Raw genomic sequence first — 25,268 nt, forward strand, 5'->3', positions numbered from 1 at the left:
TAGCCGGATTCACCGCCCCCGGCCGGGCGGCCGGGGCCGGGAGAGCGGAAGCCGCTGTCGTGGGTTCGGTGCCGGGTTCGGTGCGCCAGCCGGTGGTCCAGCCGGTGGTTTTGCTGGCCGGGCCGGCGGTGTTGATGGCTGCGGTGCGGGTCCGCTCGACCGCGGCGGCGGCGAGCAGCTGGAGGTGCTCGACCCGGCGGGACAGCTCCTCCGCCAGGCCGGCGAAATCCGCAGCGTCCCCGAAACCGGCCGCGGCCAGTTCCTCTGGTGCGGACTCCACCGCCGATTCCACCAGCGCGAGGCAGGCGTGCAGATTAGCGGAAGCACCGCCGTCGGACGAAAAAGTGTCCGCAACGGCGGTGCCGGAATATGGATCAGGAGTTGGTGCTCCCGAGTGGGGAACGCTGCGCAGCAGGCCAGCAAGCGGGGCGGGCATTCCTGTCCGCCCCGCTGTGCCTGTGCTGCGACCCCCAATGGCTTCCATAGGAATACTGTCCCAGAGGGGACCGACAATTTATCGGTGCCGACTTCGGGTACCAGCCAGGCGACTAAGGCCTCTTGGCGTCCACGTTGGTCGCGGCACCTGCTTTAGTGGCGCCACCTTCGTCAGACCAGTCCTGGCCGGCGGCATCATTCAGGGCAGGATCGGACTCCACGTCCGACGTGCCGAGATTTACCGTTTCCGGGTGCGTGCTGTGGGCCGGAACATGCGCACTGTCTGCAGTTCCGCCGTCGGACGCTTTACTGCCTGAATCGCTGCCGCTGGCGGCAGTGACGCCCGTTGTGGTGTCGTGTTTCGACGAGTCGCGGTGCATGGCCGAGCTCAGGACCGTCCCCGCGCGGCGTGCAGCTTCGGAGAGCTGATCGCCCACCTCAGGCGCCTTTTCTTTGACCGCCTCCGTGGCAGCAGTGACTTTCTCCTGAACAGGCTTGCTGTCCCAGATGCTGGCCGCACGGGCCTTGAGCGTGTCGTACGCTGCCCGGCCGGACCTCGATCCGAGAACGTAGCCCGCAGCTATTCCGGCGCCGAAGAGAAGTTTGGATTTCATGATGAACTCCTGCTCTTGAGAGGGATATGTACGAAGTGAAAATTCGCGTAGCAAAGGCATCGGCTATGAAGGCGGCCCCGGGTAAAGTCCCGGGGCCGCCTTCCAAGCGCGCTCCGGCTAGCGGACGCTGCGCCTGGTGATCATGCCGTAAACCAGCAGGACGATGACCGCCCCGCCGATGGCCAGCAGCCACGTGGACAGCGAGAAGAATTCGTTGATTCCCACCCCGAAGAGTGCGCTGCCGATCCAGCCACCGAGAATTGCTCCGACAACGCCAAGCAGCAGTGTTATCAGGATGCCGCCGCCCTGTCGGCCCGGGAGGATCGCCTTAGCAATGGCTCCGGCAATGAGGCCCAGAATCAGAAATGCGAAAAAACCCATTTTTATCGTTCCTTCTTCCTCATAAAGGAGGCACCCGGTATGCCGGGTACGCTTCGTCCTTCTCCCCAATACTAAACATGCTTACTATTTTTCTGCCAGTTGGTTCTCGAGGCAACCTCCTTTGGCCCGGGCCGGTCCGCAGTTCTCAGTGGCCCTGTACGTCGGAATTTACGCCCGCCTCTGGCCCTTCATCAAGCGTGTCGATGGCTGCCAGGTCCTCCGCGTCGAGGGCGAACCCAAAGACGTCAATGTTCTCCTTCATCCGTTGCGGATCGGCGGACTTGGGGATGGCAACCAGGCCTTGCTGAACGTGCCAGCGCATCACGACCTGGCTCTCCGTTTTGCCGTGTTTACTGGCAATCCGGTTCAGCACCGGGGCAGACAGCAGGCCCGAATGCGCTCCCAGCGGACTGTATGATTCGGTGACGATGCGGTGGTGCTCATGGTAGGCGCAATCGGCCGATCGGGTGACCGACGGGTTGAGCTGGATCTGGTTGACCGCGGGAATCACGTCCGCGGACCACATGAGCTGTTCCAGGTGGGATGGCTTGAAATTCGACACACCGATCGAGCGGGCCTTGCCGTCCGCCTGCAGCCGTTCGAAGGTCTTCCACGTGGAGATAAATTCCCCGCGCCGTGGGAGGGGCCAATGGATAAGCAGCAGATCCACGTAATCCATCTTCAACCGTTTTAGAGAGCCCTCCAGCCCGGCCACAGCCCGGTCATCGCCCTGGTAGTCACCATCAAGTTTGGTAGTCACGAAGAACTCTTCGCGGTTCAGGCCGCTCCTTCGGATTCCGTCACCAACCCCCGCTTCATTGCCGTATTTCACGGCAGTGTCGATATGGCGGTACCCGGCTTCAACCGCATGGACGACGGCGTCCGCCACCTCGCGATCGTTCAGAGGCCAGGTGCCAAGCCCGATTTGCGGTATCGGGTGGCCGTCGTTCAGCTCGATAAGCGGTGAGAGTGCCATGCCAAGAGTCTTTCCTATCAGCAGCCTTTTGCACAGGGCCGTTGCCCACGTCCGGACGGGGGCCCGCCGCTTGTGTTGCCCTTCGGCCATCGCTTGTTACGATGAGCGCGAGGTGGCAGATGGAGCTCCCAACCAGGCGCCGCGTGCAGAGGGATGCGGCAATAACGATGGCTGCCTTTCTGGTGGCCGGTACGTGGCTTATGGCCGTCGCCTACGGCGAAACAGGACCGCTCGTGTATGCAGAGCTGCTGGCCGGGGCTGCAGTCATGGGAAGCGCGGCCTTCACAATTCTTGGACGCAGGCCACCGCTGATCACGCCCGCGGATCGCGTGACGCTGGTCCGTGCAGTCCTGGTGGCATGCTGCGCAGCCATGGCTGCCGCCATAATCATCGGCGGCAGGACGCCTGGTCTCCTGTTCATCGCCGTCGGCTCCTTGGCGTTCGTGCTTGATGCGGTGGATGGAGCAGTGGCCCGGTATTTTGGCTGCGCGTCCCCTGCAGGCGCAAAGTTGGATGTACAAACCGATGCGGCCCTGGTTCTCGTTCTGTCGTGCGCAGCGGCAGGAAGCCACGGCCCGTGGGTCATTGCCATCGGTCTGATGTGGTACCTGTTCACAGCAGCCGGCTGGTTCCGGCCTGCCCTGAGGGGGAAGCTGGGGGCGAGCAGATTGCGCAAGGTCATTGGCCCCTACCAACCGATTGCCTTCCTGCTGGCGCTGATGCCCGGCATGCCGGAGGAAATCGGCTTTGCCGCCCTGGCCCTGGCGTTCGCTGTGTTGACGGCGTCGTTCGGGCGGGACATCGTGGAGCTTGAGCGGAAGCACCTACGCCACGACAGCCAGTTCGCGTCGCGGTCTCGGTCTCACAACTGAAGGCAGGCGTTTTCGACGCTCTGGACTACGGCGCGCCGCGCTGGTAACCGTTGGATATGACCGGCAGGGGACACCGGCGCCGGGACAGGCGCGCAGCCTACGCTGGCAGACAGGCATTCCCAACAAGAAAAGGATCCTGATCATGAGTGAAACGCCCGACGAATCCAGGCAGGACGCACCGGAGGATCAGCAGCAGAACGCCCCGCAGGGCTTTCCCTTTGATCCGGAACAGGACCCGCCGCCGGAGGAGCCGGCAGTTCCTCCCCAGGTCACCCCGGGACCACCCACGGGGCCGGATGGCCTGCCCGACGAGCCGGCCTTGGAGGACCCGCAGCGCCCGGCTTCGCCGCCCGAGTGAGCTGCGCCCGTCCGAGGGAGTCGGCCGCGCTGAGTCGTGTCGCGGGGCGGGCGGGGCCTGTCACCATGCGTAGTCCTCGGGAGCCGTGAGGTATCCCGGGAAGATGCCGTCAAGGCGCTTGAGGGCGTCCCCGCTGAGAGTTATGCCCAGGGACCGGATGGCGGCGTCCAGCTGGTCCTGCGTGCGGGGGCCAACGATCGGGGCGGTCACGGCCGGCTGGTGCAGGAGCCACGCGAGGGCGACGTCACCGGGCTCGTTACCGAGTTCTTCTGCGAAGTCCTCGTAGTCCCGGACCTGGTCCCGGTGCTTCTTCAGGGTCTCCAGCGCGCGCCCCTCAAGCCGCCTGACGCCGTCTCGTTCCTTCTTGAGCACCCCGCCGAGAAGGCCGCCATGCAGGGGTGACCAGGGAATGATACCCAGCCCGTAATGCCCTGCGGCGGGAATAACTTCCAGCTCCGCGTTGCGTGTCAGCAGGTTGTAGATGGGCTGCTCGCTGACCAGGCCGGTGTAGTTGCGCCGGACCGCGGCCTCCTGTGCCTGGGCAATGTGCCAGCCGGCAAAGTTGCTGCTGCCGGAATAGAGGATCTTGCCCTGCTGCACCGCCACCTCGATGGCTTGCCAGATTTCGTCCCAGGGCGTGCTCCTGTCTACGTGGTGAAACTGGTAAAGGTCGACGTAGTCCGTCTGCAGGCGCTTCAGGCTGGCGTCGAGCGCCTTGCGGATATTGAGTGCCGAGAGCCTGGACTCGTTGGGGCGGTCAGTAATGGTGCCGTAGACCTTGGTGGCCAGAACGGTCCGTTCGCGCCGCTCGCCGCCCTTGGCGAACCAGCGGCCGATGATTTCCTCGGTCCAGCCCCTGTGCCCTGCACCGCCGTAAACGTTGGCAGTGTCGAAGAAGTTGATGCCTTGGTCCTGCGCGGAATCCATGATCGAGTGAGCTGCGGACTCGTCGGTTTGCGGCCCGAAGTTCATGGTGCCCAGGCAAAGCCTGGAGACTTTCAGCCCGGAGCGTCCCAGATGGGTGTACTGCATGGATTTTCCCTAACGTGGACCTCCACCCAAAGTGGCGGCGGAGCGAAACCTGTTTGGAGCAAGGCTGTGCTGCTGCCCAGACGGGGGAGGGGATTCTGGCCATCCGCCCATTGGGCCACGGCCGGTGCCTTCCTAGCCTTGGAGGAGAACTACTTCGACCACCAAGGATGAGATTCAACGATGAAACGCATCGCATTGCTCAGGGCGCGACAGGCGCCGTCAGCTTCAACAGGAACCCACTGCCCGGCCTCCGGCGTATGGTCCCCGGAGGAGTCGCCGCAGGACGTGCACACATTCTTTGAAGGCCAGGTGCTCCCTGTCTACCAGGGAGCACCCACCGTATGGCGTCGCCGGTCCGCGGGCCAGGAATCCTAAGGCCGCAGGCTGCAGCAGCGTCCGCCTGGACCGGCGGATTGAACAACGGCTGGGGCGCCCTTAGCGCTCCAGCCGGAAGCCGAGTTTGATGGTGACCTGCCAGTCTGCAACCTGGCCGTTGTCGAGGTGGCCGCGGATCTCCTTGACCTCAAACCAGTCGAGGTTCCGCAGGGTCTTGGCGGCTTCGGCTATTCCGTTGCGGACGGCAGCGTCCACGCCTTCGGTCGAGGTTCCGACAATTTCAGAAATGCTGTAGGTGTGATTAGACAACTTCGCTCCTCGTGATCGTCTGCGGTTACCCGGCCGCTGGCCGTTCCTGCAGAGTATCGGAAGGAGGGTCCCGGGACTAGGTTATTGGGGGTCAGGCTTCCAGGACGTAGCTTCTGAGATCGTCCAGGGTCTGCTGCATGTGGGCGTCCATCGCAGCCCGCGCCCGCAGGGGATCGCGCGCAGCCAAGGCCTCGAAGATGTTCTGGTGGTGGCCGATGGCGTGCTCCTGAATCTCCGGAACCTTCGAGGTTTCCGTGCGGCGCTTCTCCAGCACGCGGTGCAGCGGTTCGAAGAGAACGGCCACGAAGACGTTCTCCGAAGCCTGCAAAATCTGGTCGTGGAACGCGAGGTCTGCGGCAACGAAGCGGGGCAGGTCATCGGCCTGGTGGGCTTCCCGCATCTCCTCCACGCGGGCGCGGAGGTCCTCGAGCTCGGCATCGGTGATGCGCTGAGCCGCAAGTTCACAGGCGCCCGTTTCCAGCATTCTACGGAGTTCAATGAGCTGGATAGCCGCAGCCGGACCGTTCTGTCCCTCCGACGCTGCGCGAAGCACCGCCTCCAGCGACGACCAGCGGTTCAGGGGGTTCACAAACGTGCCGCGGCCGCGCTCAACGCTAAGGATGCGTTGCGCCTCGAGCGTCTTCATCGCCTCGCGGACCGTCATCCGGCTGACCTCGTGCCGGGCGCTGAGTTCCAGCTCGCCAGGCACGCTGGCACCCGGCGGAAATTCGCCGGCAATTATGCGGTCAAGGAGTTCGTCGGCTACGACGCCCACCAGTGATTTCCGTGCCATTTTCCCCAATCAGCGCTTCTAATTTATATGTCTGACAAGTCTACTTGCGTGCGTGCTGTGCTATATGCCACACTAGCACTCAAACGACAGATGTCTGACATCTGATAAAGCTAATCAGCAACATAGTTTCGAACACAACGGAGTGCACAGTGCCCCTTGAAGCAGACATCCTGGCCGCCTACCCGGCGGAACTCGAGATCCCGGCGCAGCAGGTGGCCAGCGCTGTCGCGGCTTCGGCCGCAACGACGCCCCGTGTCCTGGTGGTCCTCGACGACGACCCCACCGGTACGCAGTCAGTCTCTGACCTGCCCGTGCTCACCCGCTGGGCAATCGAGGACTTCACCTGGGCTCTTCATCAAGGCAAGGCCGCCGTCTACGTGCTGACCAACACGCGGAGCCTGGACCCGGCAGAAGCAGCCGCGCGCAATGAGGAAATCGTCCGGAACGCCCTCGCTGCCGCCCGGAACGGTGAGGGGGAAATCCGCCTCAGCTTCGTCAGCCGCAGCGACTCGACACTTCGCGGGCACTTCCCGCTTGAACCCGATGTTATTGCCGCCACCGTGGCCGGCGAGAGCGGCGACGCGACTGACGGCGTCGTCATTGTCCCGGCCTTCCCCGACGCCGGACGCGTCACCATCGGCGGTGTCCACTACATGCGCGGCACCGGAAACGACGCCGGCGGGCTCACTCCCGTGGCGGAGACGGAATTCGCCAAGGATGCGACCTTCGGCTTCGCCAACTCGGACATGGCCAAGTATGTCGAGGAGAAGTCGCAGGGCCGCTTCGCCGCTGGCTCCGTCATCGTGCTGGACCTGAACATCATCCGGGCAGGTGCCGCCACGGGCGATGCGGACGTTTCCGCGAAGGCCATTGCCGACGCGATCGAACCCGCCACCGCGTCCACTCCCATCGTTGCGGATATCGTCACGGAGAACGACCTGCGCGCCCTCGCGCTCGGCCTGGAGGAAGCGGAACGCCGGGGCAAGAAGCTCCTTTACCGCGTTGGCCCGCCATTCGTCCGTGCCCGCATCGGCCAGGACATCCGGACCGCGCTCACCGGTGACGAGGCCTATGCCGGGAACGTCCCGTCGGAGGCAGGCGGCCTGATCGTCGTCGGCTCGCACGTGGGCGTCACCACGCGCCAGCTGAAGGTGCTGACGGATCAGCACAGCGCGGCCCGCATTGTGGAGATCGACGTCGAGAAGCTGCTGGGTGATGCCGCAGACGTGTACCTGGACCAAACGGTTGACGCCGTCGTCGAGGCCCTCCACAGTGGTGACGTCATCGTCCACACCAGCCGCCTGCTCATCAAGACGGAGGACCCCGCCGAAAGCCTGCGGATCGCGCGCACGGTCTCGGCCGCCGTCGTCGCGGTGGTGAACCGGACGCTGAAGACGTTCCCGCCGCGGTTCGTCATTGCCAAGGGCGGCATCACGTCCTCGGACGTGGCCGCACACGGTCTGGAGATCCGGCACGCGATCGTCCGCGGGCCGATGCTGCCGGGCATTGTCAGCCTGTGGGAGCCGGTGGACGGCCCCGCCAAAGGCATTCCTTACATCGTGTTCGCCGGCAACGTGGGCGACGACGAGTCCCTGGCCCAGGTCACCCGCAAGCTCAGCAGCACCTTCTAACGTCACGTGCCGGCTAAGGCCGTGATTTCGACTGGCTCCAGCAGCCGCACAGCTCTAGACACTTCAATGGAGAACACCATGACCTCGAACTACAAAGTCACCGTCCTTGGCCTCGGCGCGATGGGCCTGCCCATGGCCACGCGCCTCGCCACCCAGCTCACCGTCCACGGCTTCGACATTGCCGAACCGCGCCTCCGGCTCGCTGAAGACGCCGGCGTCCGCACCTTTGCCTCGGCCCGCGCCGCGGCAGAGGAGACGGACGCCCTGCTGCTGGCCGTCCGCAACAGCGAACAGCTCAATGATGTCCTGTTCGGCGAGAACGGTGTGGCAAGTGTCCTGAAGCAGGGTGCCGTCGTCATCCTCACCAGCACCGTAGGAACGGAGGCCATCCCGGCTACCGTCGCGCGGCTGGCCGAATACGGCGTGGCGCTTATTGACGCGCCGCTGTCCGGCGGCCCCAAGCGCGCCGGCGAAGGCGACCTGCTGATCGTGGTTGGCGCCGAGCCGGGGGCGCTCGAGTCCGCCCGGCCGGTCCTGGAACTGCTCGCCTCCACCCTGACTGTTGTGGGCGACAAGCCCGGCGACGGCCAGGCACTGAAGACCGTGAACCAGCTGCTGTGCGGCATCCACATCGCCGCCGCCGCCGAGGCCATGGCTCTTGCTGATGCCCTCGGCCTCGACCAGGCGAAGACGCTCGCCGCCCTCGAGGCCGGTGCCGCCGGATCCTTCATGCTCTCCAACCGCGGCCCGCGCATCCTCGAGGCCTACACCGAGGACGGCGCCGAGGTGCTGAGCCGCCTCGACATCTTCGTCAAGGACATGGGAATCGTGGGCAAGGCCACCCGTTCGGCGGGCCTGGCCACCCCGGTTGCCGCCGCTGCCGAGCAGCTCTACCTGCTCGGCCAGGCGCACGGCCTCGCCGCGGCGGACGACTCCGCCGTGATCAAGGTTGTGGCCCCCACCAAGCGGACTGCCGCTTAACGGAACTCCCGACGACGGCGGTTCCCCCTCCGCCGTCGTCGGCCCGCCGATCACCCAACTGCCCGCGCCGCGGGCCAGCAGCTGTTGCCCTGAAGGAGAAACCCACCGTGAACGCCGCCCCGACCGCACCTGACCCGATGGAACGGGCGGCGCTCTAATGCGCGCGCAGCTCGATGAACTGGTCGGATCCGCCCTCCGACAGAGCTCCGCCGTCCCTGCCTTCACCTGCTACGACTTCACCACGGCCCTCGCTGTGGTCAGTGCCGCCGAAGAGGCCGGTCGCGGCGTCATTCTGCTGGTGGCACCCAAGACGGCCGCCACTGCCAACGGCCTCAGGCTCATCACCGCACTTCGGGGGCTGGCGGATGCCGCCGCCGTGCCCGTGGCCGTCCAGCTGGACCACGCGTCCGACCTTGAGGTCATTACGGCCGCCGTCGCCGCCGGTGCCGACTCCGTGCTGGCCGACGGGTCGTCGCTGCCGTACGAGGACAACATTGCCCTCGTCCGCGACGTGCGGGCCGCGCTCGAGGCCCGGGGGAGCGCCGACGTCGTGATTGAGGCGGAACTTGGCGGGCTCGCCGGAGACGAAGACCGCGCCTTCGGGGCCGGCGCGGATGACAGCGCTGCCGGGAACGATTCGGCCGGACTCACTGATTCGGCCCAAGTGGAGGACTTCGTGGCCAGGACGGGCGCACAGCTGCTTGCCGTTGCAGTGGGCAACGTCCACGGCAAATACAAGGGCAAGCCTGAATTGCGCTGGGACGTGCTGCAGGACATCGCCGTGCGCACGCACATCCCGCTGGTTCTTCACGGAGCATCCGGCATTCCGGCCGGGGAATTGGCGAAGGCCCCGGCCATGAACGTGGGCAAGGTCAACTTCAATACCGAGCTGCGTACCGGTGTTCTGTCCACGTTGGAGGCGCAGACCGCCGCGCACCGGGCGGACGGCGAGAACCTTCAGGGCCTGCTGGTCCGCTGGAACGAGTCCGCCAAGGACTTCGCCACGTCCGCGCTGGCCATGCTGACCCGCTGACGCCGCTGATCTGAAGGCCGCACTGCGGCTGCTGGCACCGTGCCCCGCTCGGACGGACAATGGACGTGACAAACGACGTTCGCCAGTTCCGCATTGGTGAGGGGCGCCATGGAGGGTTCATCGCAGCGGCCAGGGTCCGGCGGCGGCACGGCCGCACCGGAGCGTGACCTGGCCATCGACCTGGCGCGCTTCGTCTGCCTCGCCCTCGTGGTGGTGGGGCACTGCATGATGGCGAGCCCCGTGCTGCACCCGGACGGCACGGTCACCACCGAAAACACCCTGGCCGAACAAGACTGGTTTGAGCTGATCATCTGGATCTTCATGGTGATGCCGCTGTTCTTCGTGACAGGCGGCATCACCGGGCTGCAGTCGTGGCGCCGGATGCAGGCCCGCGGAGGCACGGGCTATGAGTTCGCCCAAACGCGCCTGCTGCGCCTCATCCGGCCTGCATCGGCCCTGCTCGCGGTGATGTTCGCCGCCCTCTGGGCCGCCCTGCTGCTGGGCGTCGATCCCCAGGTGGTGGAGCTGTCGGCCAGCGGGGCCGGGATGCCGCTCTGGTTCCTGGCCGCATACCTCGCCGCGCAGCTGAACCTCCCCCTCCTGGCCACGCTCCACCGGCGGGCGCCCTGGCTGACGCTGGGGGCACTCACAGCGCTCGTCATTGCGATCGATTGTTTCCGCGGTGCCATGCCGCTCCTCGCCTACGTCAACATGCTCTTCCTGTGGTGCGCCGTGCAGCAGCTCGGCTTCTTCATGGCCGACGGATTCCTCGCCCGCCGCAGCGGGTCGTGGCTCGTGGGGCTGATCGCGGCCAGCAATCTCCTGCTGCTGACCCTCACCGGGCTGGGTCTATACCGGGACAACATGCTCGTGAATCTGAACCCACCCAATTTCTGCCTGCTGCTGCTCGGTATTTCCCAGGCCGCCACCCTGCAGCTTTTCCGGCCGGCGCTGCACCGGATCGCCGCTGTCCCCTGGTTCCGGACGATGGTTGCCGCAGTCGGCCGGCATGCCATGACGGTCTATCTCTGGCACCTGCCCCTGCTCGCCGCCATGGCCGGGCTGCTCCTGCTCACCGACTTTCCCAAGCCCGCGTCCGCCACCGCAGCCTGGTGGTGGTCGCGGCCGCTGGTGCTACTTGGCGTTGTCGTGCTGCTGCTGCCCGTCGTCGCCATGTTCGGGCGGCTGGAGGAACGGCCGACGGCGGCGGCCCACTCCCGCGCGCGGCCCCGTGCCGCTGTGGTGACTGCCGCCGTCGTCGTCTTTGTCCCGGTGGCGGACGCAGCGTTCAACGGCGTGACGCTGGCCCTCCTGGGCGGCGGTGCCGCCTGCTTCACGCTTGCTGTCCTGCTTCTGGGCAGGGTGCCGCCGCGTGCGGCAGAAGCATTGCCAGCCCGGTCTTTAAGTGCCAATGTCGAACCATGACGGAGAACACGGTATCCACCGAGGATCAATTCACCCCGGATGTCAGCACCTTCCGGAACGATAAACTCCACCGCTACGAGCTGCACGTTGGGGGAAAGCTCGCGGTGCATATCCGGTTCATGGACAAGCCCGGGCACGTCGACTTCATCCACACGGAAACGGCCGAGGAGTTCCAGGGCCAGGGGCTCGCCAACGTCCTGGTGCACTTCGCGCTGGACGACGTCGTGGCCGCGGGCAAGAGGATCATTCCCCACTGCCCGTTCACCGCGCGGTACCTTCGCCAGCATGAGGTTTATACGCAGTGCATCGACTGGCCGGAGGAGGCAGCGCCCAAACTCCTCGGGACCTGAACCGCGCACAGGCTTGTGACCGCCGCGACATTTCCGTAGGCTCGGGCTGAGCTATGCAGTTGGCTTGCGGACTTTCTCCTGGAGAATTCTTTGAACCACAAACTGCGTGCCCTTGCCCGAGCGGACCTTGATCCAGGACGTGCCACCCCCGACCTCGGTGGCTGCCTGACCCAGGCGAATTTCCCCGTGCCCGCCAAGGCGGGGAGTGCCAGATGAACGCGGAAGAACTTGCCCGCTGCCTCGACGAATCCGTCGACCCGGCAGAGACAGTCGCAGCCATGTCGGAGCCGGCGCTCGCCGAACTGGCGGACGCGCTCTACCGTCATTTGGACACCCCCAGCCCCGCCTTCGGCGCCCACTCGTGGTACGCCCAGGTCAGGGATGAACTGCGGTTGCGGCGGCTGACGGGGGCCTGTCCCGAGCCTGCGGAATCCGACGGGCAGGGCACCCCCCGGGTCAGCGGGCCGTGAGGTCCCGGCCAGCTAGCAATACGGCCCGCCACGCGCCTGCGCTGCAAACCTGTGCGCGCTACAACGGCGGGGGCTCCTCTTCCAGGCCGCGGCGCCACTGGTTTTCCCGGTTCCGGCGCCACTGGCCTGCATGCCAGAACAGCAGGCCCATGATGCCCAGGAGCCCGGCGAACAGCAGGAAGGGTGCGAAAGTCATCCACATGTAGCCCACTGGCGTGGACTCTGTTGACCCTGGTGAGTTAAGCACTTCCTGGGCAACCGTGAATGCCCCGAATGCAGCCATGATCAGACCTATGGCGACTGCCCAGAGGATGACGATGAATGGGTTGACGTTCAGCCTGCTTTGCCCCGCCGCGTCGGTCTCCGCCGCGCCCCATTGGCGCCTTCCCGGGCTGTAGCTGCCGGTGCCGGGTCCGCTGCCCGCATGCTCGCGGCCATAGCGGGAAGGGTTTCCGCGCGCATCAATCTCCCTGAAGTTGATCGGGTCAGAACCGGCGTCGGACATATCCCCTGCTTCCCGCCGTGCACGGGTTGCCCCGGTGCACAGGACTGTTGGCAACCTTGCAACGAACTCTACTCCGGAGGTCTGCCGGCGGCCATGGCAGCGAATGCGGCCCTTGTCCTGTGGCACGGGCCTGGCGCGGAGGCTGGGGCGGAGCCTGAGGGAGCGCCCTTCATCCCGGCCAGCGAAAACCGGCATTATGCTCCCTCCTCCCACCAGGGGAAAAGTCAATGACGCACGCTTTACATGGAAAATCCCCGCCAATCCGCGGGTGTTTGGAATTACATCACGAAAGTTTGACTAAAAGGATCACCTAAGTAAGGCTTGCCTTGCTCTGAGTGTTTTCCAAGCCCGAGAAGAGGACCACCGCCGTGACGTTGCTGCCCCCCGTTCATGAGATGTCAGCGAGCGAGATCTACGCCGACCAAGGAATTGCCGACGACGCCGGCGCGGAGAAGGCGCCTCCGGGCCACGCCTATCCCGACTTTGGGTCCCGCGTAGAGCTCGCGTTGTCCGCCAGCAACCATCTCTTCAACGCCCGCAACGCCCCGCGCTACGTGGCCCAGGTCCTGCAGGGCGTCAACGCCGTGGCCACCAAACTCGAGCGGACCACCCGGCCGTTCACCGGCGTCGGACCCTCGGAAATGAAGCGCCGCGTACGGGAGGTGGACCTGGACCGGCCGCTGCCGGATACGGCAGCGGCACTGGAGGAACTCGAGGAGGTCTACCTCCGCGACGCCGTCTACTTTCACGATCCCAAATACGCCGCCCATCTGAACTGTCCCGTGGTCATCCCGGCGCTCGTGGGCGAGGCTGTCCTTTCGGCCGTGAATTCATCCTTGGACACCTGGGACCAGAGCGCCGGGGGCACCATGATCGAGCGGCGCCTCGTAGAATGGACCGCCGACCGCCTGCACCTCGGCGCCGCTGCGGACGGTGTATTCACGTCCGGGGGAAGCCAGTCCAACTTCCAGGCCCTCCTGATTGCGCGGAACCACGCCGTGGCTGCCCTGCGTCAGAACCCAGAAGCCGCAGGGCTCAGGCTCCCTGCCTTGCTGGACAGGCTGCGAATCTTCACCTCCGAGGACAGCCACTTCAGCATCCGGAAGTCGGCCTCCATGCTGGGGCTGGGCTACGACGCAGTAGTTCCCGTGCGCTGCGAAACTGACCACCGCATGGACCCCGCCGCCCTCGCCGAGGCTCTCGCGGACGCCAAGGACAGCGGGCTGGTGCCGATGGCGGTCGTGGCCACCGCAGGCACCACCGACTTCGGTGCGGTGGACCCGCTTGCCGAAACCGCCGCGCTGGCCCGTGCCTACGGATCCTGGTTCCACGTGGACGCCGCGTACGGCGGGGGGCTCATCGTGTCGGGGCGGTACCGGCATCTCCTGACAGGCATTGGCCTGGCGGATTCCGTCACTGTCGACTTCCACAAGACGTTCTTCCAGCCGGTCAGCTCAAGCGCACTGCTGGTCCGGGATGGCGCCATGCTCCGCCACGTGACCTACTACGCCGACTACCTGAACCCGGAAGCCGCCGCCCTGGCCGACATTCCCAACCAGGTGGATAAGAGCATCCAGACCACCCGGCGCTTCGATGCGCTCAAACTGTGGCTGACCCTGCGGATCATGGGAGCGGACGCCGTTGGAGCGCTGTTCGACGAAGCGATCGACCTCACCGGGAGGGTGGGCGCTGTGTTGGCGGCGGACCCGGATTTCGAACTGGCCGCCCGGCCCCAGCTCAGCACCCTCGTCTTCCGGTACAGGCCGCTGCTCGACGACGGAACACGCCTTTCCGAGGAGGAGGCGGACGTTCTGAACCCCGCCATCAGGGCAGCCGTCTTCGACTCGGGCGAAGCGGTGGTGGCCGGCACCAAGGTGGGCGGCCGGCACTTCCTCAAGTTCACCCTCCTCAACGCCGAGGCCACGCTCGAGGACATCAGTGAAATCGTCAGCCTGCTCCGCGGAACCGGTGCTGCACTGCTGAACCGGACGGAGTCGGCAGCATGAGCACCCCCGCCTTTGACACTTCCAGTGCGGCCCGCATTTACGACATCGCCGGAATCGGCGTCGGGCCCTTCAACCTGGGCCTCGCCGCGCTGAGTGCGCCGGTTGAGGGACTCGACGCGGTGTTCCTGGAGCGCCGCGAATCCTTCGACTGGCACCCCGGCATGATGCTGGAGCCCGCCCACCTGCAGGTGCCGTTCATGGCGGACCTCGTGACCCTCGCGGACCCCACCTCGCCCTATTCGTTCCTGAACTTCCTCAAGCAGACCGGACGGCTCTACCGCTTCTACATCCGGGAGAACTTCTACCCGCTGCGCGCCGAGTACAACCAGTACTGCCAATGGGCGGCAGGCCAGCTCGACTCGGTGCGGTTCGGCACGGACGTCCGGGACATCACGTACGACGACGGCGTGTACACGCTGTCGATGGTCGGTCCGGCCGGCGCTGAGGTGCTCCGCGCGCGGCGGCTGGTGCTCGGTACCGGAACGTCGCCGTATGTTCCGGCCGCCTGCGACGGAATCGTCGATGCGGCAGCCAACGGCGGCGGAGTGGTCCTTCACAACGCCGATTACCTCTCGCGGAAGAGTGAACTGCAGAAGCAGCGCAGCATCACCATCGTGGGCAGCGGCCAGAGCGCGGCCGAAATCTACTATGAGCTGCTGCAGGAGATCGACGTCCACGGGTACCAGCTGAACTGGGTCACCCGCTCGGGCCGGTTCTTCCCGCTGGAGTACACCAAACTCACGCTGGAAATGACGTCCCCGGAGTATGTGGACTACTTCCACGGCCTCCCGCAGGAGCGGCGCGACGGGCTCATCAAGAGCCAGAAGAACCTGTACAAGGGCATCAATTCCGAGCTCATCGACGCCATCTACGACCTCCTGTACACCAAGAGCCTTTCCGGCCTCGTGGATACGCGGCTGTTCACGCACTCGGCGCTGACCGGAGCGTCGTGGGACCCCGCGTCGGGGTCGCACACGCTGCGGCTGCGGCATGAGGAGCAGGGCGCCGACTATTCGCTGGACACCGAGGCCGTGGTCCTTGCCACCGGCTACAGCTACCGCGAGCCGGCGTTCCTGGCCGGAGTGCAGGACCGGATCGCCCGGGACAGCAACGGCAGGTTCGCCGTCGAGCGCAACTACAGCACCGGCGTCGAACCCGGCGAGATCTTCGTCCAGAACGCCGAGCTCCACACCCATGGCTTCGTCACCCCGGACCTCGGCATGGCTGCATACCGGAACTCCTGCATCCTGCGCGAAGTCACAGGCCGGGAAGTCTACGCCGTGGAGCGCAGCATCGCCTTCCAGCAGTTCGGGGCGCCTCAGTCCTTTCCCCAATCCGATCCCCTTCAACACCTACCCCAGCAGATGGAGTTTCCCATGCCACAGTCCCACGTTTCCGCAGCCACCCAGATCGGGGATGCATCATGAGCGCCTCAAAAACCATCGATCTGCAGATCCTGGCTGACTCAGCGCACGTCGACGCGGTACTCCGCTGCTGGGTGCGGGAACGCGGGGTGGCGGTCGACGACGACGGCATCTTCACGGCGGTTCCCGGCACTGCGCTGAACGTGAGCGCCCGCTGCACCCACTTCTCCCGGACAGGCCTGCACAGCTTCACCGACGTGGCGGTGGTGCACGCCGACGGGACGCGGCATGCCGTGGGCGCCGCAGAACTGCTGGCCCTCCTGACAACAGGGGCCGAAGAACAGGAACGTTCGCTCCTGCTGAGCCGCACGCGGGAATCCATCCGGAACGTCAGCACCTTCGCTGCGCGGGAACGGAACGCTTCGCTGGACGGGCCGTTGTTCCTGGACGGTGAGCGGTCCCTGCTCCTTGGCCACCTGCAGCATCCCGCTCCGAAAAGCAGGGACGAACTCAGCGCAGCCGAACTCGAGGCGTACTCGCCCGAGCTCAGCGGCCGCTTCCAGCTGCACTGGTTCGAGGCCCACAGTTCGGTGGTCACCCAGGACCAGGCGGCGGCCGCGCCTTCTCTCGGGGGCAAGGACGTGCACGATCTGCTGTCCGCCATCGCCGGCTACAGCCCTGCGCCCGGTCACGTGCTGATCCCGGCACACCCCTGGCAGGCGGAGGCAGTCCAGCAGCGCCAGGCCGTCCAGGAACTGATGGCCGCCGGGCTGCTCCGGCCGCTGGGCCCCCTGGGTGACGAGTGGTGGGCCACGTCAAGCCTGCGCACGCTCTTCCACCCGGACCACCCGGTGATGCTGAAGGTCTCCACAGGATTGAAGATCACCAACTCCGTCAGGGAGGCGACCGCCACGGAGCTCAAGCGGGGCGTCGAGGTAAACCGGCTCATTGATGCCGGCTATGTCAGCTACAGCGATCCGGGCTTCACGATCGTCAAGGACCCTGCCTGGGCGGCAGTCATCGACCCCTCGGATGCCACCGGCGGAACCCTGACCGGACTCGACGTCTCCCTCCGCGAGGTTCCGGAAGGAGTGGACCGGATGGTGTGCCTGGCCGGCCTGATCGCGCCTTCGGCCCCCTCCGGGCTCTCCACCACCTTCGGCACCTCTACCTCAGGGCCGGGCGCGTGGGGCCCCAGCCTGCTCGCTCGCTGGTGCGGCGATCCCGTGGCCTGGCTTGGCAGTTATGTTGACCGCGTGCTTCTGCCGATGCTGAGCCTGTACGCCAGCACGGGCATCGGGCTGGAAGGCCACCAGCAGAACACCCTCGTCCGGCTGGACGCCGACGGCCGGATCACGGGAGGTGCCTACCGCGACAACCAGGGCTACTACCTGGCCGCCTCCCGCCTCGCCGACGTCCTGGCCCGCACGGGCGAGGAGAGCAGCACCCTTGCCGTTGTCGATGACGGCATCGTCGATGACCGGCTCACCTACTACCTCCTGCACAACCAGGTGCTCTCCCTGGTCGGTTCGATGGCAGCCGAAGGAATGGCGGGTGAGGAAATTCTGCTTGCGGTGGTCCGCGAGCGCCTGCAGGCGGCGCTCCCGTCCCTGGCCGAGGCGGGCCCGGCCGGGGTGCGGCTGGTAAACCGCTGGCTGAACGCCCCGTCCCTGCCCTGCAAGGCGCACCTGGCGACCCGGCTGGCGGGCATCGACGAGGTGGTGGCGCCGCTGGACGCCCAGTCGGTCTACCTTGACGTTCCCAACCCACTGGTGGCCAGCGCATGACGGGCCTGAACTGGAACCGGAACCTGGTGCTGGAGGGGCACGTCCTGCGGCTGGCCGCGCCGGCTGACGCCGAAGGCCTGGCCGCGCTCATGGCGGAGCCCGACGTCGAGCAGTGGTGGCACCAGGCGTGGGAGGCGGACAGATGGGCCGAATACGTTACCGGCCTGCTGCATGACCCCGACAGCCTGGCGCTGACGCTGGCCGAAGGCGACCGCGTGACAGGATACGTCGAGGTCTATCGGGTGGCAGCCGACGTCCTTGGCCGGCATATCGACCACGCGCAGACCGATCTTGGGATGCACCTCGCCCTGGGGGAAGGATCGCGGGGACGGGGCCTGGGTGCACGCCTAATCCGCGCGGTGCTGGACAGCTCCCCGATGATCCTGCCCGGCTGCGGACGTCTGGTGGCGGAGCCGGACTTTTTGAACAAACGGTCCCACCGCGCCTTCGGCGACGCCGGCTTTGCGGCAGTGGATGCCGTGCAGCTGCCTGACAAGACTGCAATGCTCATGGCTGCCGAGCCTCCGCTGCCTTGGCGGGACACAGGATCGCTTGAGCATGCGAATAGAGCCGGCCGCGAAGGAGCCCCGCTGTGACCCATCTGCCATCCGCACGGCTTCTGGCGAAGCTGATCGGAGCCTTGCTGTCCGAGGAACTGCTCAGTGCCGAATCAGTAAGGGCCGAATCAACCAGTGCCGAATCAGTAAAGGCCGAACCAGCAAGTGCCGAACCAGCAAAAACGGAGCACCTGCAGCTCCACCTCGACAGTTCGTCCTATCTGTTCCAGGCCAGGCGGACCGGCTTCGGCTCCTACGTCGTCGATCCGGGAACCATCCGCCGGGTCAGCCGGGGCGTGCTCGGCGACGACGAGAGCGAACCGGCGGACGATCCGGGCCGGTTCGTCGTGGATGCTGCCAGCACGCTGGGGCTGACCGGGACGACCGTCGCCAACTACATCGCCGAGCTTTCCGCAACACTCGCCGCCGATGCGCAGCTGGCAGTGAAGGGCATCCCGGCGAAGGAACTGGTTCGCCTGCCGCATGCCCAGATGGAAGGACAGCTGACCGGCCACCCCCTGCTGGTGGCCAACAAGGGAAGGCTCGGCTTCTCGGCGTCCGACTGCGCACAGTACGCCCCGGAAGCCGGCAAGCCGCTGCGTCCGGTGTGGCTGGCCGTGTCACGCCGGCTGGCCGAGTTCCGGTCCGTTCCATCGATGTCGGAGCAGGACCTGATCGACCGCGAACTGGATCCCGCGACGCAGGAACGCTTCCAGGCCGTCCTGCGCGATGCCGGGGCCGACCCGGCCGGCTACGTGCTGCTCCCTGCGCATCCGTGGCAGGTGGATCACGTGGTCCGGCAGCTGTGGTCCGGAAGCCTGCTGTCCGGTCAGATCGTGGTCCTGGGGGAACAGGAGGACCACTACCTCCCCACACAGTCGATCCGTACCCTCGTGAACGTTGATGAGCCGTCCAAACTCCAGATGAAGCTGCCGCTGAAGATCCTCAACACCTCGGTGTACCGGGGTATCCCCAGGCATTGCTCGCTGGCGGCTCCGATGACCACGCACTGGATGCGCTCCATCTGGGACGCAGACCCCTTCCTTAACCGCCACACCGTACTGCTCGGTGAAGTTGCGTCTGTGACCGTCCGGCACCCCCACCTGGCGGACTACCCGGGCGTGCCCTATCAATGGGACGAGACACTGGGCTGCATCTGGCGGGAGCCCGTGGACCCCGCCCTTGCGGAGGGTGAGACGGTATGGCCGTTGGCGATGGTGCTGCACGAGGACCCGATGGGTGATACGGCGCTCGAAGCGCTGGCCGAACTCTCCGGCCGCGAGCTGGCGGACTGGCTCGCTGCACTGGTGTCCGTTACGGTCCGGCCGTTGCTGCACCTGCTGCACACCTACGGGGTGAGCGTGAACCCGCACGGCGAGAACCTCATGGTCATTTGTGACGCTGAGGGAATGCCGAGCCGGCTGGTGATCAAGGACCTCGTCGACGACGTGTGTGTGAGCACCGACCCGGTTCCGGCGCGTTCCTGGGAACCGGACGGCCACGTCCGTGTCCTGCCCCGCAAACCGTGGCACGTGCTGCGGCAGTACATTGTTGACGCGCTGTTCCTTGGCGTGTGGGCCCCGCTCGGTGAGTTGCTCGATCTTCGTGGCCTGCCGGTGGCATCGGCGGACCTGTGGAACCTCACCCGCGACGTCATCACGGAGTACGCCGACTCCCATCCCGGGCAGGCTGCCCGGCTGGAAGCCACCGGTTTCCTGGGGAAGGAGTTCGGACGCTACCCGCTCAACGGCTATCGCCTGCGGCTGGGCTACACCGATCTCGATACCCGTCCGCCCGTGCCCAAGGCGGGAACCATGCCGAACCCGATGTACAGGCCGTGAACCGGCTGTCCTGCCTGATGGCACGCCTTCCCGGGATCGGCGCGTCCCGGGAAGGGCGGCGCTAAGCTAGCGTCATGACGACAGCCCTCATCACCGGTGCCACCGCGGGGCTCGGCGCGGAATTCGCCCGCCAGCTAGCGGAACAGGGCCACGACGTCGTGCTCGTGGCCCGCGACGGGGAACGCCTGCAGACGACCGCAGCGGAGCTGGAACGGCGGTACGGCACCACAGCTGAGGTGCTGCCCGCGGACCTGACCGACGACGCCGGGGTGGCCGCCGTCGTCGCCCGTCTCTCCGACGCCGCGCGTCCCGTCGAGGTGCTGGTGAACAATGCCGGCATGGGACTGCTCGAGGACTTTGACCGGAACAGCATCGAGGATGAGAGGAATCATCTGAAACTGCATGTCCAGACGGCCATGGAGCTCAGTCATGCCGCCTTGCAGGGGATGCTGGAGCGCGGTTCGGGACGGATCATCAACGTGGCCAGCGTGGCGGCGTTCCTTCCCCGCGGTTCGTATTCGGCGGCGAAGGCGTGGCTGCTTACGTTCAGCCGCTGGGCCAACCTTGCTTACTCGCCGCGGGGAGTAAAGGTCACGGCGGTCTGCCCGGGCTTCGTCCACACCGAGTTCCACGACAGGATGGGAATGGACAAGTCCGTCGCACCCGGCTGGACCTGGCTGCGCGCCGGAAGGGTGGTCCGGGAAGGCCTGGCCGACAACGCCCGGGGCAAGGCGGTGTCCATTCCGACGAAGCGCTACAAAGTGCTGGCCGCCGCCGCGCGGATCCTGCCGGACAGGATCACCGCTGGCCCGCCGAGGAAACCGAAGGCGTCGGGGAAGAATTCCGCCGAGAACGGATAAACACCACCACCAGGATGCCGGTCACGGCCCCCACGGCTGTCTCGACTCCGCGCTCGGCAATGAGCACGTAAGGGTCGTCCGGGGCCGCCAGTTGGGTCATCAGGAGAATGACCGGCGTGAAAGAGACCATCGCCAGCCCGTAATGCCGCGCCATGAACAGCTCGGTGGTGAACTGAAAGATGATGACCAGGACCGCCAGGACGGCTGCTTCGGCTCCCGGGAAGTGGGGGAGCGGGGCCAAGGGGCCCGGCATAAGCACGACGGCGACAATCACCAGCCCCAGCAGCGTTCCGACGATGCGGTGGATGCCGCGGTGGACACTGCTGGGCAGGTCCGCGCCGGCGAGCGGGACAGCCGCGGCCGCCATCGCCCAATGCGGATGGCCGCTGCCGGTCAGGACACCCACAGCACCGGCAGCGCCCACCGCGACTGTGTAGCGCGCGGCGTGCACCACGGCCCGCTGCCGCAGCTGCCCCTGTAACCTGACAGGATTCCGCATTGCACGGGGGACCCACACCCGGCCGTGGATCCAGCCGCCGAAACCCACGAAAAGCGAGAAACCGGCGGATGCCGCCGCGATGAGCAGGGCAACGTACCAGGGAACGGCCGTGGGTACTGATGCGCAGGCACCGAGGGCAAGGATGCCGAAAAAGGGGCCGTTGGGCTTGAGCCTCACCCTGTCTGAGTACAGCGAGCCAACACCTGCCAGCACAGCTTCCACGCCAACCAGCCACCAGGAATGGAGATGGTTGACAGACAGGAAAACGCCGACCGCCACGCCGGACAACAGCACGAGCGCAGCCTGCAGCTGGTGCCTGAACCGGAGCTGGTGTGGCTCATTGCGGCCGTACATTCCGGTCAGGGCGCCAAAGACGGCGTAGGTGATCAGGTCCGGCCGGCCGGCGAGCAACAGGAGAAGCGACGGAACCGCCACGCTGATGGCCACCCGCAACGCGGAAACGTGGTCATTGTTCGCGGGTCCCAGGCTGTGGAGCTGCCGGACATGCCTCAGGACAGGCCGCACGGCAACTCCTCCAACTCATATGGTCCGCCGTACCACGGGGCGGCACCCTGTAAAGGGACATCCCTATAGAAACTAGCACTGCGGATGGCAAAGGCCCGCCCGGTGTGCTTCCCCCAAGGACAGCACGCCGGACAGGCCTTCACCGCGGAGGCGGGGCGGTGCATCAGGCGTTGGCGGGAACCTTGTCCTTGTCCTTGTCCATGTCCATGTCCTTGTCCGCCCGTGCCGCCAGGATGTCCTTCTCGGCGTCCACGGTTTCGAACGGCAGCTCGTCCAGGTCAAGCAGCGGGTTGTCGTCCTGGCCGGCCACCAGTTCGCGGGCCTCCGCCTGGGTATCCACGCTCGGCATGGAACCCGGCAGCGGGCGACGCGCCGATTCCTTCAGGAAGTAGATGGCGATCGCGCCAATAGCCGAGGTGGCCATGAGGTAGTACGCCGGCATCATGTCGTTGTCCGTCGCGGAGATCAGAGCGGCAACGATGAACGGGGTGGTGCCGCCAAAGATCGCTACCGAGAAGTTGTACGCGATCCCCATGGCGCCATAGCGGCTGGCCGTGGGGAACTGGGCGGGCAGCGCCGAGGCCAGGTTGGCCACGTAGAACGTCACCGGGAAGGCCACGAGGGCCAGGCCAGCCAGCGTGGACCAGGTGCTGCCGATGCCGATCAGCATGAACGCCGGGACAGCCAGCACGATGGTGCTCCCCGCGCCGATCCAGAGGACGGGGCGGCGGCCGATGCGGTCGGACAGCTTGCCGGTCAGCGGGATGCACAGGCTCATGATGATGAGGACGGGAATGGTCAGCAGCGTGCCGTGGACCGGATCGTAGCCCTTGGCCTCGGTGAGGTACGTCGGCATGTAGGACGTCAGGGCGTAGCCAGCGGTGTTGGCAGCGGCCACGAGGATCATGGCCACGATGAGTGAGCGCCAGTAGGCCTTGACGATTCCGACCGGGCCCTTGACAGCGGCAGCGTCTTCGGCCGCAGCGTCCTTGGCCTGCTCCTCCTGGGCGTCCAGCGTTGCCTGGAACTGCGGGGATTCCTCGATCTTGTTACGGAAGTACACGGCGATGAGTCCGAGCGGGCCCGCGATGAGGAACGGCAGGCGCCAGCCCCATTCCTCCATGGCGGACTGGCCCATCGTCAGCTGGAGCACGGAAACCAGGGCCGCACCGAGGGCGAATCCGAGGTAGCTTCCCAGATCCAGGAAGCTCGCGAAGAAGCCTCGGCGCTTGTCCGGGGCGTATTCGCTGACGAAGGTGGTGGCACCGGCGTATTCGCCGCCGGTGGAGAATCCTTGGACAATCTTGAGCAGCACCAGCAGGCCGGCTGCCCAGATGCCGATCTGGGCATAACCCGGGAGCAGACCAATGGCGAACGTGCTCGCCGCCATGAGCATCAAGGTGGCAGCGAGGACCTTCTGGCGGCCGATCTTGTCACCAAGCCAGCCAAAGATCACTCCGCCGAGCGGGCGGGCGATGAAGGTCGCTGCGAAGGTGCCCAGCAGAAACAGAGTCTGGACCTTGGCATCGGCTTCGGGCAGGAACACCGGCCCCATCGTGGTGATCAAGTAGCCGAAGACGCCCACGTCGTACCACTCCATGGTGTTGCCGACAATCGTGCCGCCGAGTGCTTTCTTCAGCATGGGCTGGTCTACGACGTTGACGTCGGACTCCTTGAGCCGGCGACGCGCGAGAAGCTTTGGTTTCTTCACACCCTGGGGTGTCACTGGGTTGGTTCCGCCGGCGTTCAGAACGCCTGCTGAAGAGTCGGTCGTGCTTCGGTCTATGGGCATTTGGGCGACTCCTGTGGAGGTCATTTGCTTGCGACTTGTAGCTGCCCCGCTCCGGGCAGACCTTCAATTTTACGCGAAATGCATGGCTGCCCATGGTTTCGTGCCGTATGATCCGGCGTTTCAGGCCGGAATGCGGGTCAGATCCCAGAGATGTTTTGCCCGGTTTCACCCCGTAATTCCGCGGAATCAGGGCCCATGCAGGCATCGTTATCAAAAATTTTTGTTTCAGGACCCGTTTTGGGACCGACATCAGGGGTATCGGCGCTCCGGTGGACCGCAGGGAACACCCGCATCACAGCCCGATATCAATGGACATTGAACCGTTCGACGGCGGTGCTCGTCTGATCGGGTAAACCCGGTAAGGGATCCGGGAGTGTGGAACAGGATTGGCAATTCCAGTCAGGGGTGTTCGGCATGGACTATGTAATCAGCGGCCTGCCACTGCATGTACTCATAGTGCACGGCACCGTGGTCTTCGTGCCGCTGGCCGCCCTGTGCACGGTGCTGAGCATCGTTTGGCCCGCGGCCCGCAGGCGGCTTGGAATCGTGACCCCGCTCCTTGCCCTGGTGGCGCTCATCATGGTCCCCATCACCCAGCAGTCCGGGGAATGGCTGATGCAGCGGGTGGACACGACCCCTGCCATCACAGCCCACTCCAACCTCGGTGGCACACTCCTGCCCTGGGTTATCGGTGTGTTCATCGTGGCCGTGGCGCAGTGGCTGTGGTTCCGGTACGGAACCACTCAGGCCGACGGAATGCGGAGCAGGCTCGGAACCGCCGGCAGCCGCATTGCCGGAGCAATCGCCGTCGTACTGGTTCTTGTCCTGTGCGGTGGGACGGTCATCGCGGTGGTGCAGATCGGAGAAGCCGGATCCCGCGCTGTCTGGGAGGGCTCCTTTAGCAGCGATGCCCAGGACTGAACGCCTTACGGGGGGGTTCCCGCCCGGCAGGTTTCTGCATATCGTGGATCCATGGGAACACTGATCTTTGAGTAGGTGGCCGTCCGGCCGCTGACGGATTGCTCCGTGGCCTGCCGCCCCGCCACCCACACCACAAAAATCCACGCCTGTTGAGGCATTGCCTCCGTGGTGTTCCCGGTATCGCCGGAAATCCAGACTCCGGCCGGCCGGCAGCCCGAAGGCAGTCCTGCAATGGCTTCGTTTCATCGGGGAAAGGAAGAACAAATGGCTGACATGAACAAGGGACGCTCCATCAAACCAGAGGTGGCATCACACCTGGCCGAGTCAATGGACAGGCCGCCGCTGCCCACGCCCGAAACCATCGCCGTCACTTCGGCCATGGGTAGCGGGCAGCAGTGGCCAGACGGCAACGGCAAGCACCGCCATCCCAAGGACCGCGGCTCGAACCGCGGCCGCATGGGCCAGGGGGCCGCTGTGACCGCTGTCCACCGGACCAGCCGTCCGCAGATGCCGCACTCGTCATGAGCTGCTGAGGACCCGCAAATGGTCTGAAGATACGCAAACGGCCTGGCGACGCGCGAATTCGCGTGTCGCCAGGCCGTTTGAGTGTCACGG

Annotated in this window: 25 protein-coding genes and 1 pseudogene; 16 read left to right on the plus strand and 10 right to left on the minus strand. The window is 65.8% G+C overall.

Going from position 1 to position 25,268, the window contains the following annotated elements:
* From AC6CH3_RS05935 to AC6CH3_RS05950, 4 genes and pseudogenes are all read right to left on the minus strand, one after another.
* A pseudogene (locus AC6CH3_RS05935) lies at positions 1–436 on the minus strand (HNH endonuclease signature motif containing protein); the annotation flags it as partial.
* 112 nt (positions 437–548) lie between these two features.
* The gene (locus tag AC6CH3_RS05940; RefSeq protein ID WP_498131544.1) at positions 549–1,049 is read right to left on the minus strand and encodes a hypothetical protein; all 501 of its coding nucleotides are present in this window, start codon (positions 1,047–1,049) and stop codon (positions 549–551) included.
* 117 nt (positions 1,050–1,166) lie between these two features.
* The gene (locus AC6CH3_RS05945) at positions 1,167–1,430 is read right to left on the minus strand and encodes a GlsB/YeaQ/YmgE family stress response membrane protein (RefSeq protein WP_498131545.1); all 264 of its coding nucleotides are present in this window, start codon (positions 1,428–1,430) and stop codon (positions 1,167–1,169) included.
* A gap of 145 nt (positions 1,431–1,575) precedes the next feature.
* Positions 1,576–2,406, minus strand: coding sequence for an aldo/keto reductase (locus tag AC6CH3_RS05950; protein ID WP_498131546.1), 831 nt, complete (start codon positions 2,404–2,406; stop codon positions 1,576–1,578).
* Positions 2,407–2,525: 119 nt separating this feature from the next.
* Between AC6CH3_RS05950 and AC6CH3_RS05955 the strand changes: the two genes are divergently transcribed.
* Positions 2,526–3,278, plus strand: a complete 753-nt coding sequence (locus tag AC6CH3_RS05955) for a CDP-alcohol phosphatidyltransferase family protein (RefSeq protein WP_498131547.1) — start codon at positions 2,526–2,528, stop codon at positions 3,276–3,278.
* Between the two features lie 142 nt (positions 3,279–3,420).
* Positions 3,421–3,636 carry a hypothetical protein gene (locus tag AC6CH3_RS05960; RefSeq protein WP_498131548.1) on the plus strand — a complete coding sequence of 72 codons (216 nt, stop codon included), beginning with the start codon at positions 3,421–3,423 and terminating at the stop codon, positions 3,634–3,636.
* Positions 3,637–3,696: 60 nt separating this feature from the next.
* Here AC6CH3_RS05960 and AC6CH3_RS05965 read toward each other — a convergent pair whose 3' ends face one another.
* From AC6CH3_RS05965 to AC6CH3_RS05975, 3 genes are all read right to left on the minus strand, one after another.
* Entirely contained in the window at positions 3,697–4,668 is a 972-nt protein-coding gene (locus AC6CH3_RS05965) for an aldo/keto reductase (protein ID WP_498131549.1), read from the minus strand.
* A gap of 435 nt (positions 4,669–5,103) precedes the next feature.
* Positions 5,104–5,313 carry a dodecin gene (locus tag AC6CH3_RS05970; protein WP_078029066.1) on the minus strand — a complete coding sequence of 70 codons (210 nt, stop codon included), beginning with the start codon at positions 5,311–5,313 and terminating at the stop codon, positions 5,104–5,106.
* A gap of 91 nt (positions 5,314–5,404) precedes the next feature.
* Positions 5,405–6,106: an FCD domain-containing protein gene (locus tag AC6CH3_RS05975; protein ID WP_494033384.1), complete on the minus strand. Its 702-nt coding sequence runs from the start codon at positions 6,104–6,106 to the stop codon at positions 5,405–5,407.
* A 149-nt stretch (positions 6,107–6,255) separates the two neighbouring features.
* Between AC6CH3_RS05975 and AC6CH3_RS05980 the strand changes: the two genes are divergently transcribed.
* The 6 genes from AC6CH3_RS05980 to AC6CH3_RS06005 all read left to right on the plus strand — a co-directional run bounded on the left by AC6CH3_RS05980 (position 6,256) and on the right by AC6CH3_RS06005 (position 11,996).
* A complete protein-coding gene (locus AC6CH3_RS05980; protein WP_498131550.1) occupies positions 6,256–7,737 on the plus strand; it encodes a four-carbon acid sugar kinase family protein in 1,482 nt (493 codons plus the stop codon).
* 78 nt (positions 7,738–7,815) lie between these two features.
* A complete protein-coding gene (locus AC6CH3_RS05985) occupies positions 7,816–8,718 on the plus strand; it encodes an NAD(P)-dependent oxidoreductase (protein ID WP_498131551.1) in 903 nt (300 codons plus the stop codon).
* A 157-nt stretch (positions 8,719–8,875) separates the two neighbouring features.
* Entirely contained in the window at positions 8,876–9,751 is an 876-nt protein-coding gene (locus AC6CH3_RS05990; RefSeq protein WP_498131552.1) for a class II fructose-bisphosphate aldolase, read from the plus strand.
* A 108-nt stretch (positions 9,752–9,859) separates the two neighbouring features.
* The gene (locus tag AC6CH3_RS05995; protein ID WP_498131553.1) at positions 9,860–11,176 is read left to right on the plus strand and encodes an acyltransferase family protein; all 1,317 of its coding nucleotides are present in this window, start codon (positions 9,860–9,862) and stop codon (positions 11,174–11,176) included.
* Positions 11,173–11,526 carry a GNAT family N-acetyltransferase gene (locus AC6CH3_RS06000; RefSeq protein WP_400577479.1) on the plus strand — a complete coding sequence of 118 codons (354 nt, stop codon included), beginning with the start codon at positions 11,173–11,175 and terminating at the stop codon, positions 11,524–11,526. The genes AC6CH3_RS05995 and AC6CH3_RS06000 overlap by 4 nt, the downstream gene beginning before the upstream one ends.
* Positions 11,527–11,738: 212 nt before the next feature.
* Complete coding sequence (locus AC6CH3_RS06005) at positions 11,739–11,996, plus strand: hypothetical protein (protein ID WP_498131554.1); 258 nt, start codon at positions 11,739–11,741, stop codon at positions 11,994–11,996.
* Positions 11,997–12,054: 58 nt separating this feature from the next.
* On the opposite strand, the gene AC6CH3_RS06010 is transcribed toward AC6CH3_RS06005, so the two are convergent.
* Positions 12,055–12,501: a hypothetical protein gene (locus AC6CH3_RS06010; RefSeq protein WP_498131555.1), complete on the minus strand. Its 447-nt coding sequence runs from the start codon at positions 12,499–12,501 to the stop codon at positions 12,055–12,057.
* 368 nt (positions 12,502–12,869) lie between these two features.
* Here AC6CH3_RS06010 and AC6CH3_RS06015 point away from each other — a divergent pair, with 368 nt between their 5' ends.
* From AC6CH3_RS06015 to AC6CH3_RS06040, 6 genes are all read left to right on the plus strand, one after another.
* Positions 12,870–14,507: a pyridoxal phosphate-dependent decarboxylase family protein gene (locus AC6CH3_RS06015; protein ID WP_498131556.1), complete on the plus strand. Its 1,638-nt coding sequence runs from the start codon at positions 12,870–12,872 to the stop codon at positions 14,505–14,507.
* A complete protein-coding gene (locus AC6CH3_RS06020; RefSeq protein ID WP_498131557.1) occupies positions 14,504–15,934 on the plus strand; it encodes a lysine N(6)-hydroxylase/L-ornithine N(5)-oxygenase family protein in 1,431 nt (476 codons plus the stop codon). The genes AC6CH3_RS06015 and AC6CH3_RS06020 overlap by 4 nt, the downstream gene beginning before the upstream one ends.
* Positions 15,931–17,658, plus strand: coding sequence for an IucA/IucC family protein (locus tag AC6CH3_RS06025; RefSeq protein ID WP_498131558.1), 1,728 nt, complete (start codon positions 15,931–15,933; stop codon positions 17,656–17,658). Before AC6CH3_RS06020 ends, AC6CH3_RS06025 begins: the two co-directional genes overlap by 4 nt.
* Entirely contained in the window at positions 17,655–18,254 is a 600-nt protein-coding gene (locus AC6CH3_RS06030; protein WP_498131559.1) for a GNAT family N-acetyltransferase, read from the plus strand. The genes AC6CH3_RS06025 and AC6CH3_RS06030 overlap by 4 nt, the downstream gene beginning before the upstream one ends.
* On the plus strand, positions 18,251–20,056 hold the full coding sequence (locus AC6CH3_RS06035) for an IucA/IucC family protein (protein ID WP_498131560.1): 1,806 nt from the start codon (positions 18,251–18,253) through the stop codon (positions 20,054–20,056). The genes AC6CH3_RS06030 and AC6CH3_RS06035 overlap by 4 nt, the downstream gene beginning before the upstream one ends.
* 74 nt (positions 20,057–20,130) lie before the next feature.
* A complete protein-coding gene (locus tag AC6CH3_RS06040; RefSeq protein WP_498131561.1) occupies positions 20,131–20,916 on the plus strand; it encodes an SDR family NAD(P)-dependent oxidoreductase in 786 nt (261 codons plus the stop codon).
* On the opposite strand, the gene AC6CH3_RS06045 is transcribed toward AC6CH3_RS06040, so the two are convergent.
* Positions 20,855–21,940, minus strand: coding sequence for an FUSC family protein (locus AC6CH3_RS06045; RefSeq protein WP_498131562.1), 1,086 nt, complete (start codon positions 21,938–21,940; stop codon positions 20,855–20,857). The two genes, AC6CH3_RS06040 and AC6CH3_RS06045, sit on opposite strands and share 62 nt — an antisense overlap.
* Before the next feature lie 163 nt (positions 21,941–22,103).
* Positions 22,104–23,732, minus strand: a complete 1,629-nt coding sequence (locus AC6CH3_RS06050; RefSeq protein WP_498131563.1) for an MFS transporter — start codon at positions 23,730–23,732, stop codon at positions 22,104–22,106.
* A gap of 414 nt (positions 23,733–24,146) precedes the next feature.
* On the opposite strand from AC6CH3_RS06050, the gene AC6CH3_RS06055 reads away from it, so the two are divergent.
* Together AC6CH3_RS06055 and AC6CH3_RS06060 are read left to right on the plus strand one after the other, a co-directional pair.
* A complete protein-coding gene (locus AC6CH3_RS06055) occupies positions 24,147–24,653 on the plus strand; it encodes a hypothetical protein (RefSeq protein WP_498131564.1) in 507 nt (168 codons plus the stop codon).
* Positions 24,654–24,917: 264 nt separating this feature from the next.
* Complete coding sequence (locus AC6CH3_RS06060) at positions 24,918–25,178, plus strand: hypothetical protein (RefSeq protein WP_498131565.1); 261 nt, start codon at positions 24,918–24,920, stop codon at positions 25,176–25,178.
* Positions 25,179–25,268 lie beyond the last annotated feature (90 nt).

The organism is Arthrobacter sp. GQ119, assembly GCF_059759125.1.

Bases quoted from the DNA above. Each gene is read 5' to 3' on its own strand.
- AC6CH3_RS05940 (WP_498131544.1), bottom strand. From the start codon at position 1,049: ATGAAATCCAAACTTCTCTTCGGCGCCGGAATAGCTGCGGGCTACGTT.
- AC6CH3_RS05945 (WP_498131545.1), bottom strand. From the start codon at position 1,430: ATGGGTTTTTTCGCATTTCTGATTCTGGGCCTCATTGCCGGAGCCATT.
- AC6CH3_RS05950 (WP_498131546.1), bottom strand. From the start codon at position 2,406: ATGGCACTCTCACCGCTTATCGAGCTGAACGACGGCCACCCGATACCG.
- AC6CH3_RS05955 (WP_498131547.1), top strand. From the start codon at position 2,526: ATGGAGCTCCCAACCAGGCGCCGCGTGCAGAGGGATGCGGCAATAACG.
- AC6CH3_RS05960 (WP_498131548.1), top strand. From the start codon at position 3,421: ATGAGTGAAACGCCCGACGAATCCAGGCAGGACGCACCGGAGGATCAG.
- AC6CH3_RS05965 (WP_498131549.1), bottom strand. From the start codon at position 4,668: ATGCAGTACACCCATCTGGGACGCTCCGGGCTGAAAGTCTCCAGGCTT.
- AC6CH3_RS05975 (WP_494033384.1), bottom strand. From the start codon at position 6,106: ATGGCACGGAAATCACTGGTGGGCGTCGTAGCCGACGAACTCCTTGAC.
- AC6CH3_RS05985 (WP_498131551.1), top strand. From the start codon at position 7,816: ATGACCTCGAACTACAAAGTCACCGTCCTTGGCCTCGGCGCGATGGGC.
- AC6CH3_RS05990 (WP_498131552.1), top strand. From the start codon at position 8,876: ATGCGCGCGCAGCTCGATGAACTGGTCGGATCCGCCCTCCGACAGAGC.
- AC6CH3_RS05995 (WP_498131553.1), top strand. From the start codon at position 9,860: ATGGAGGGTTCATCGCAGCGGCCAGGGTCCGGCGGCGGCACGGCCGCA.
- AC6CH3_RS06000 (WP_400577479.1), top strand. From the start codon at position 11,173: ATGACGGAGAACACGGTATCCACCGAGGATCAATTCACCCCGGATGTC.
- AC6CH3_RS06005 (WP_498131554.1), top strand. From the start codon at position 11,739: ATGAACGCGGAAGAACTTGCCCGCTGCCTCGACGAATCCGTCGACCCG.
- AC6CH3_RS06010 (WP_498131555.1), bottom strand. From the start codon at position 12,501: ATGTCCGACGCCGGTTCTGACCCGATCAACTTCAGGGAGATTGATGCG.
- AC6CH3_RS06020 (WP_498131557.1), top strand. From the start codon at position 14,504: ATGAGCACCCCCGCCTTTGACACTTCCAGTGCGGCCCGCATTTACGAC.
- AC6CH3_RS06025 (WP_498131558.1), top strand. From the start codon at position 15,931: ATGAGCGCCTCAAAAACCATCGATCTGCAGATCCTGGCTGACTCAGCG.
- AC6CH3_RS06030 (WP_498131559.1), top strand. From the start codon at position 17,655: ATGACGGGCCTGAACTGGAACCGGAACCTGGTGCTGGAGGGGCACGTC.
- AC6CH3_RS06040 (WP_498131561.1), top strand. From the start codon at position 20,131: ATGACGACAGCCCTCATCACCGGTGCCACCGCGGGGCTCGGCGCGGAA.
- AC6CH3_RS06050 (WP_498131563.1), bottom strand. From the start codon at position 23,732: ATGCCCATAGACCGAAGCACGACCGACTCTTCAGCAGGCGTTCTGAAC.
- AC6CH3_RS06055 (WP_498131564.1), top strand. From the start codon at position 24,147: ATGGACTATGTAATCAGCGGCCTGCCACTGCATGTACTCATAGTGCAC.
- AC6CH3_RS06060 (WP_498131565.1), top strand. From the start codon at position 24,918: ATGGCTGACATGAACAAGGGACGCTCCATCAAACCAGAGGTGGCATCA.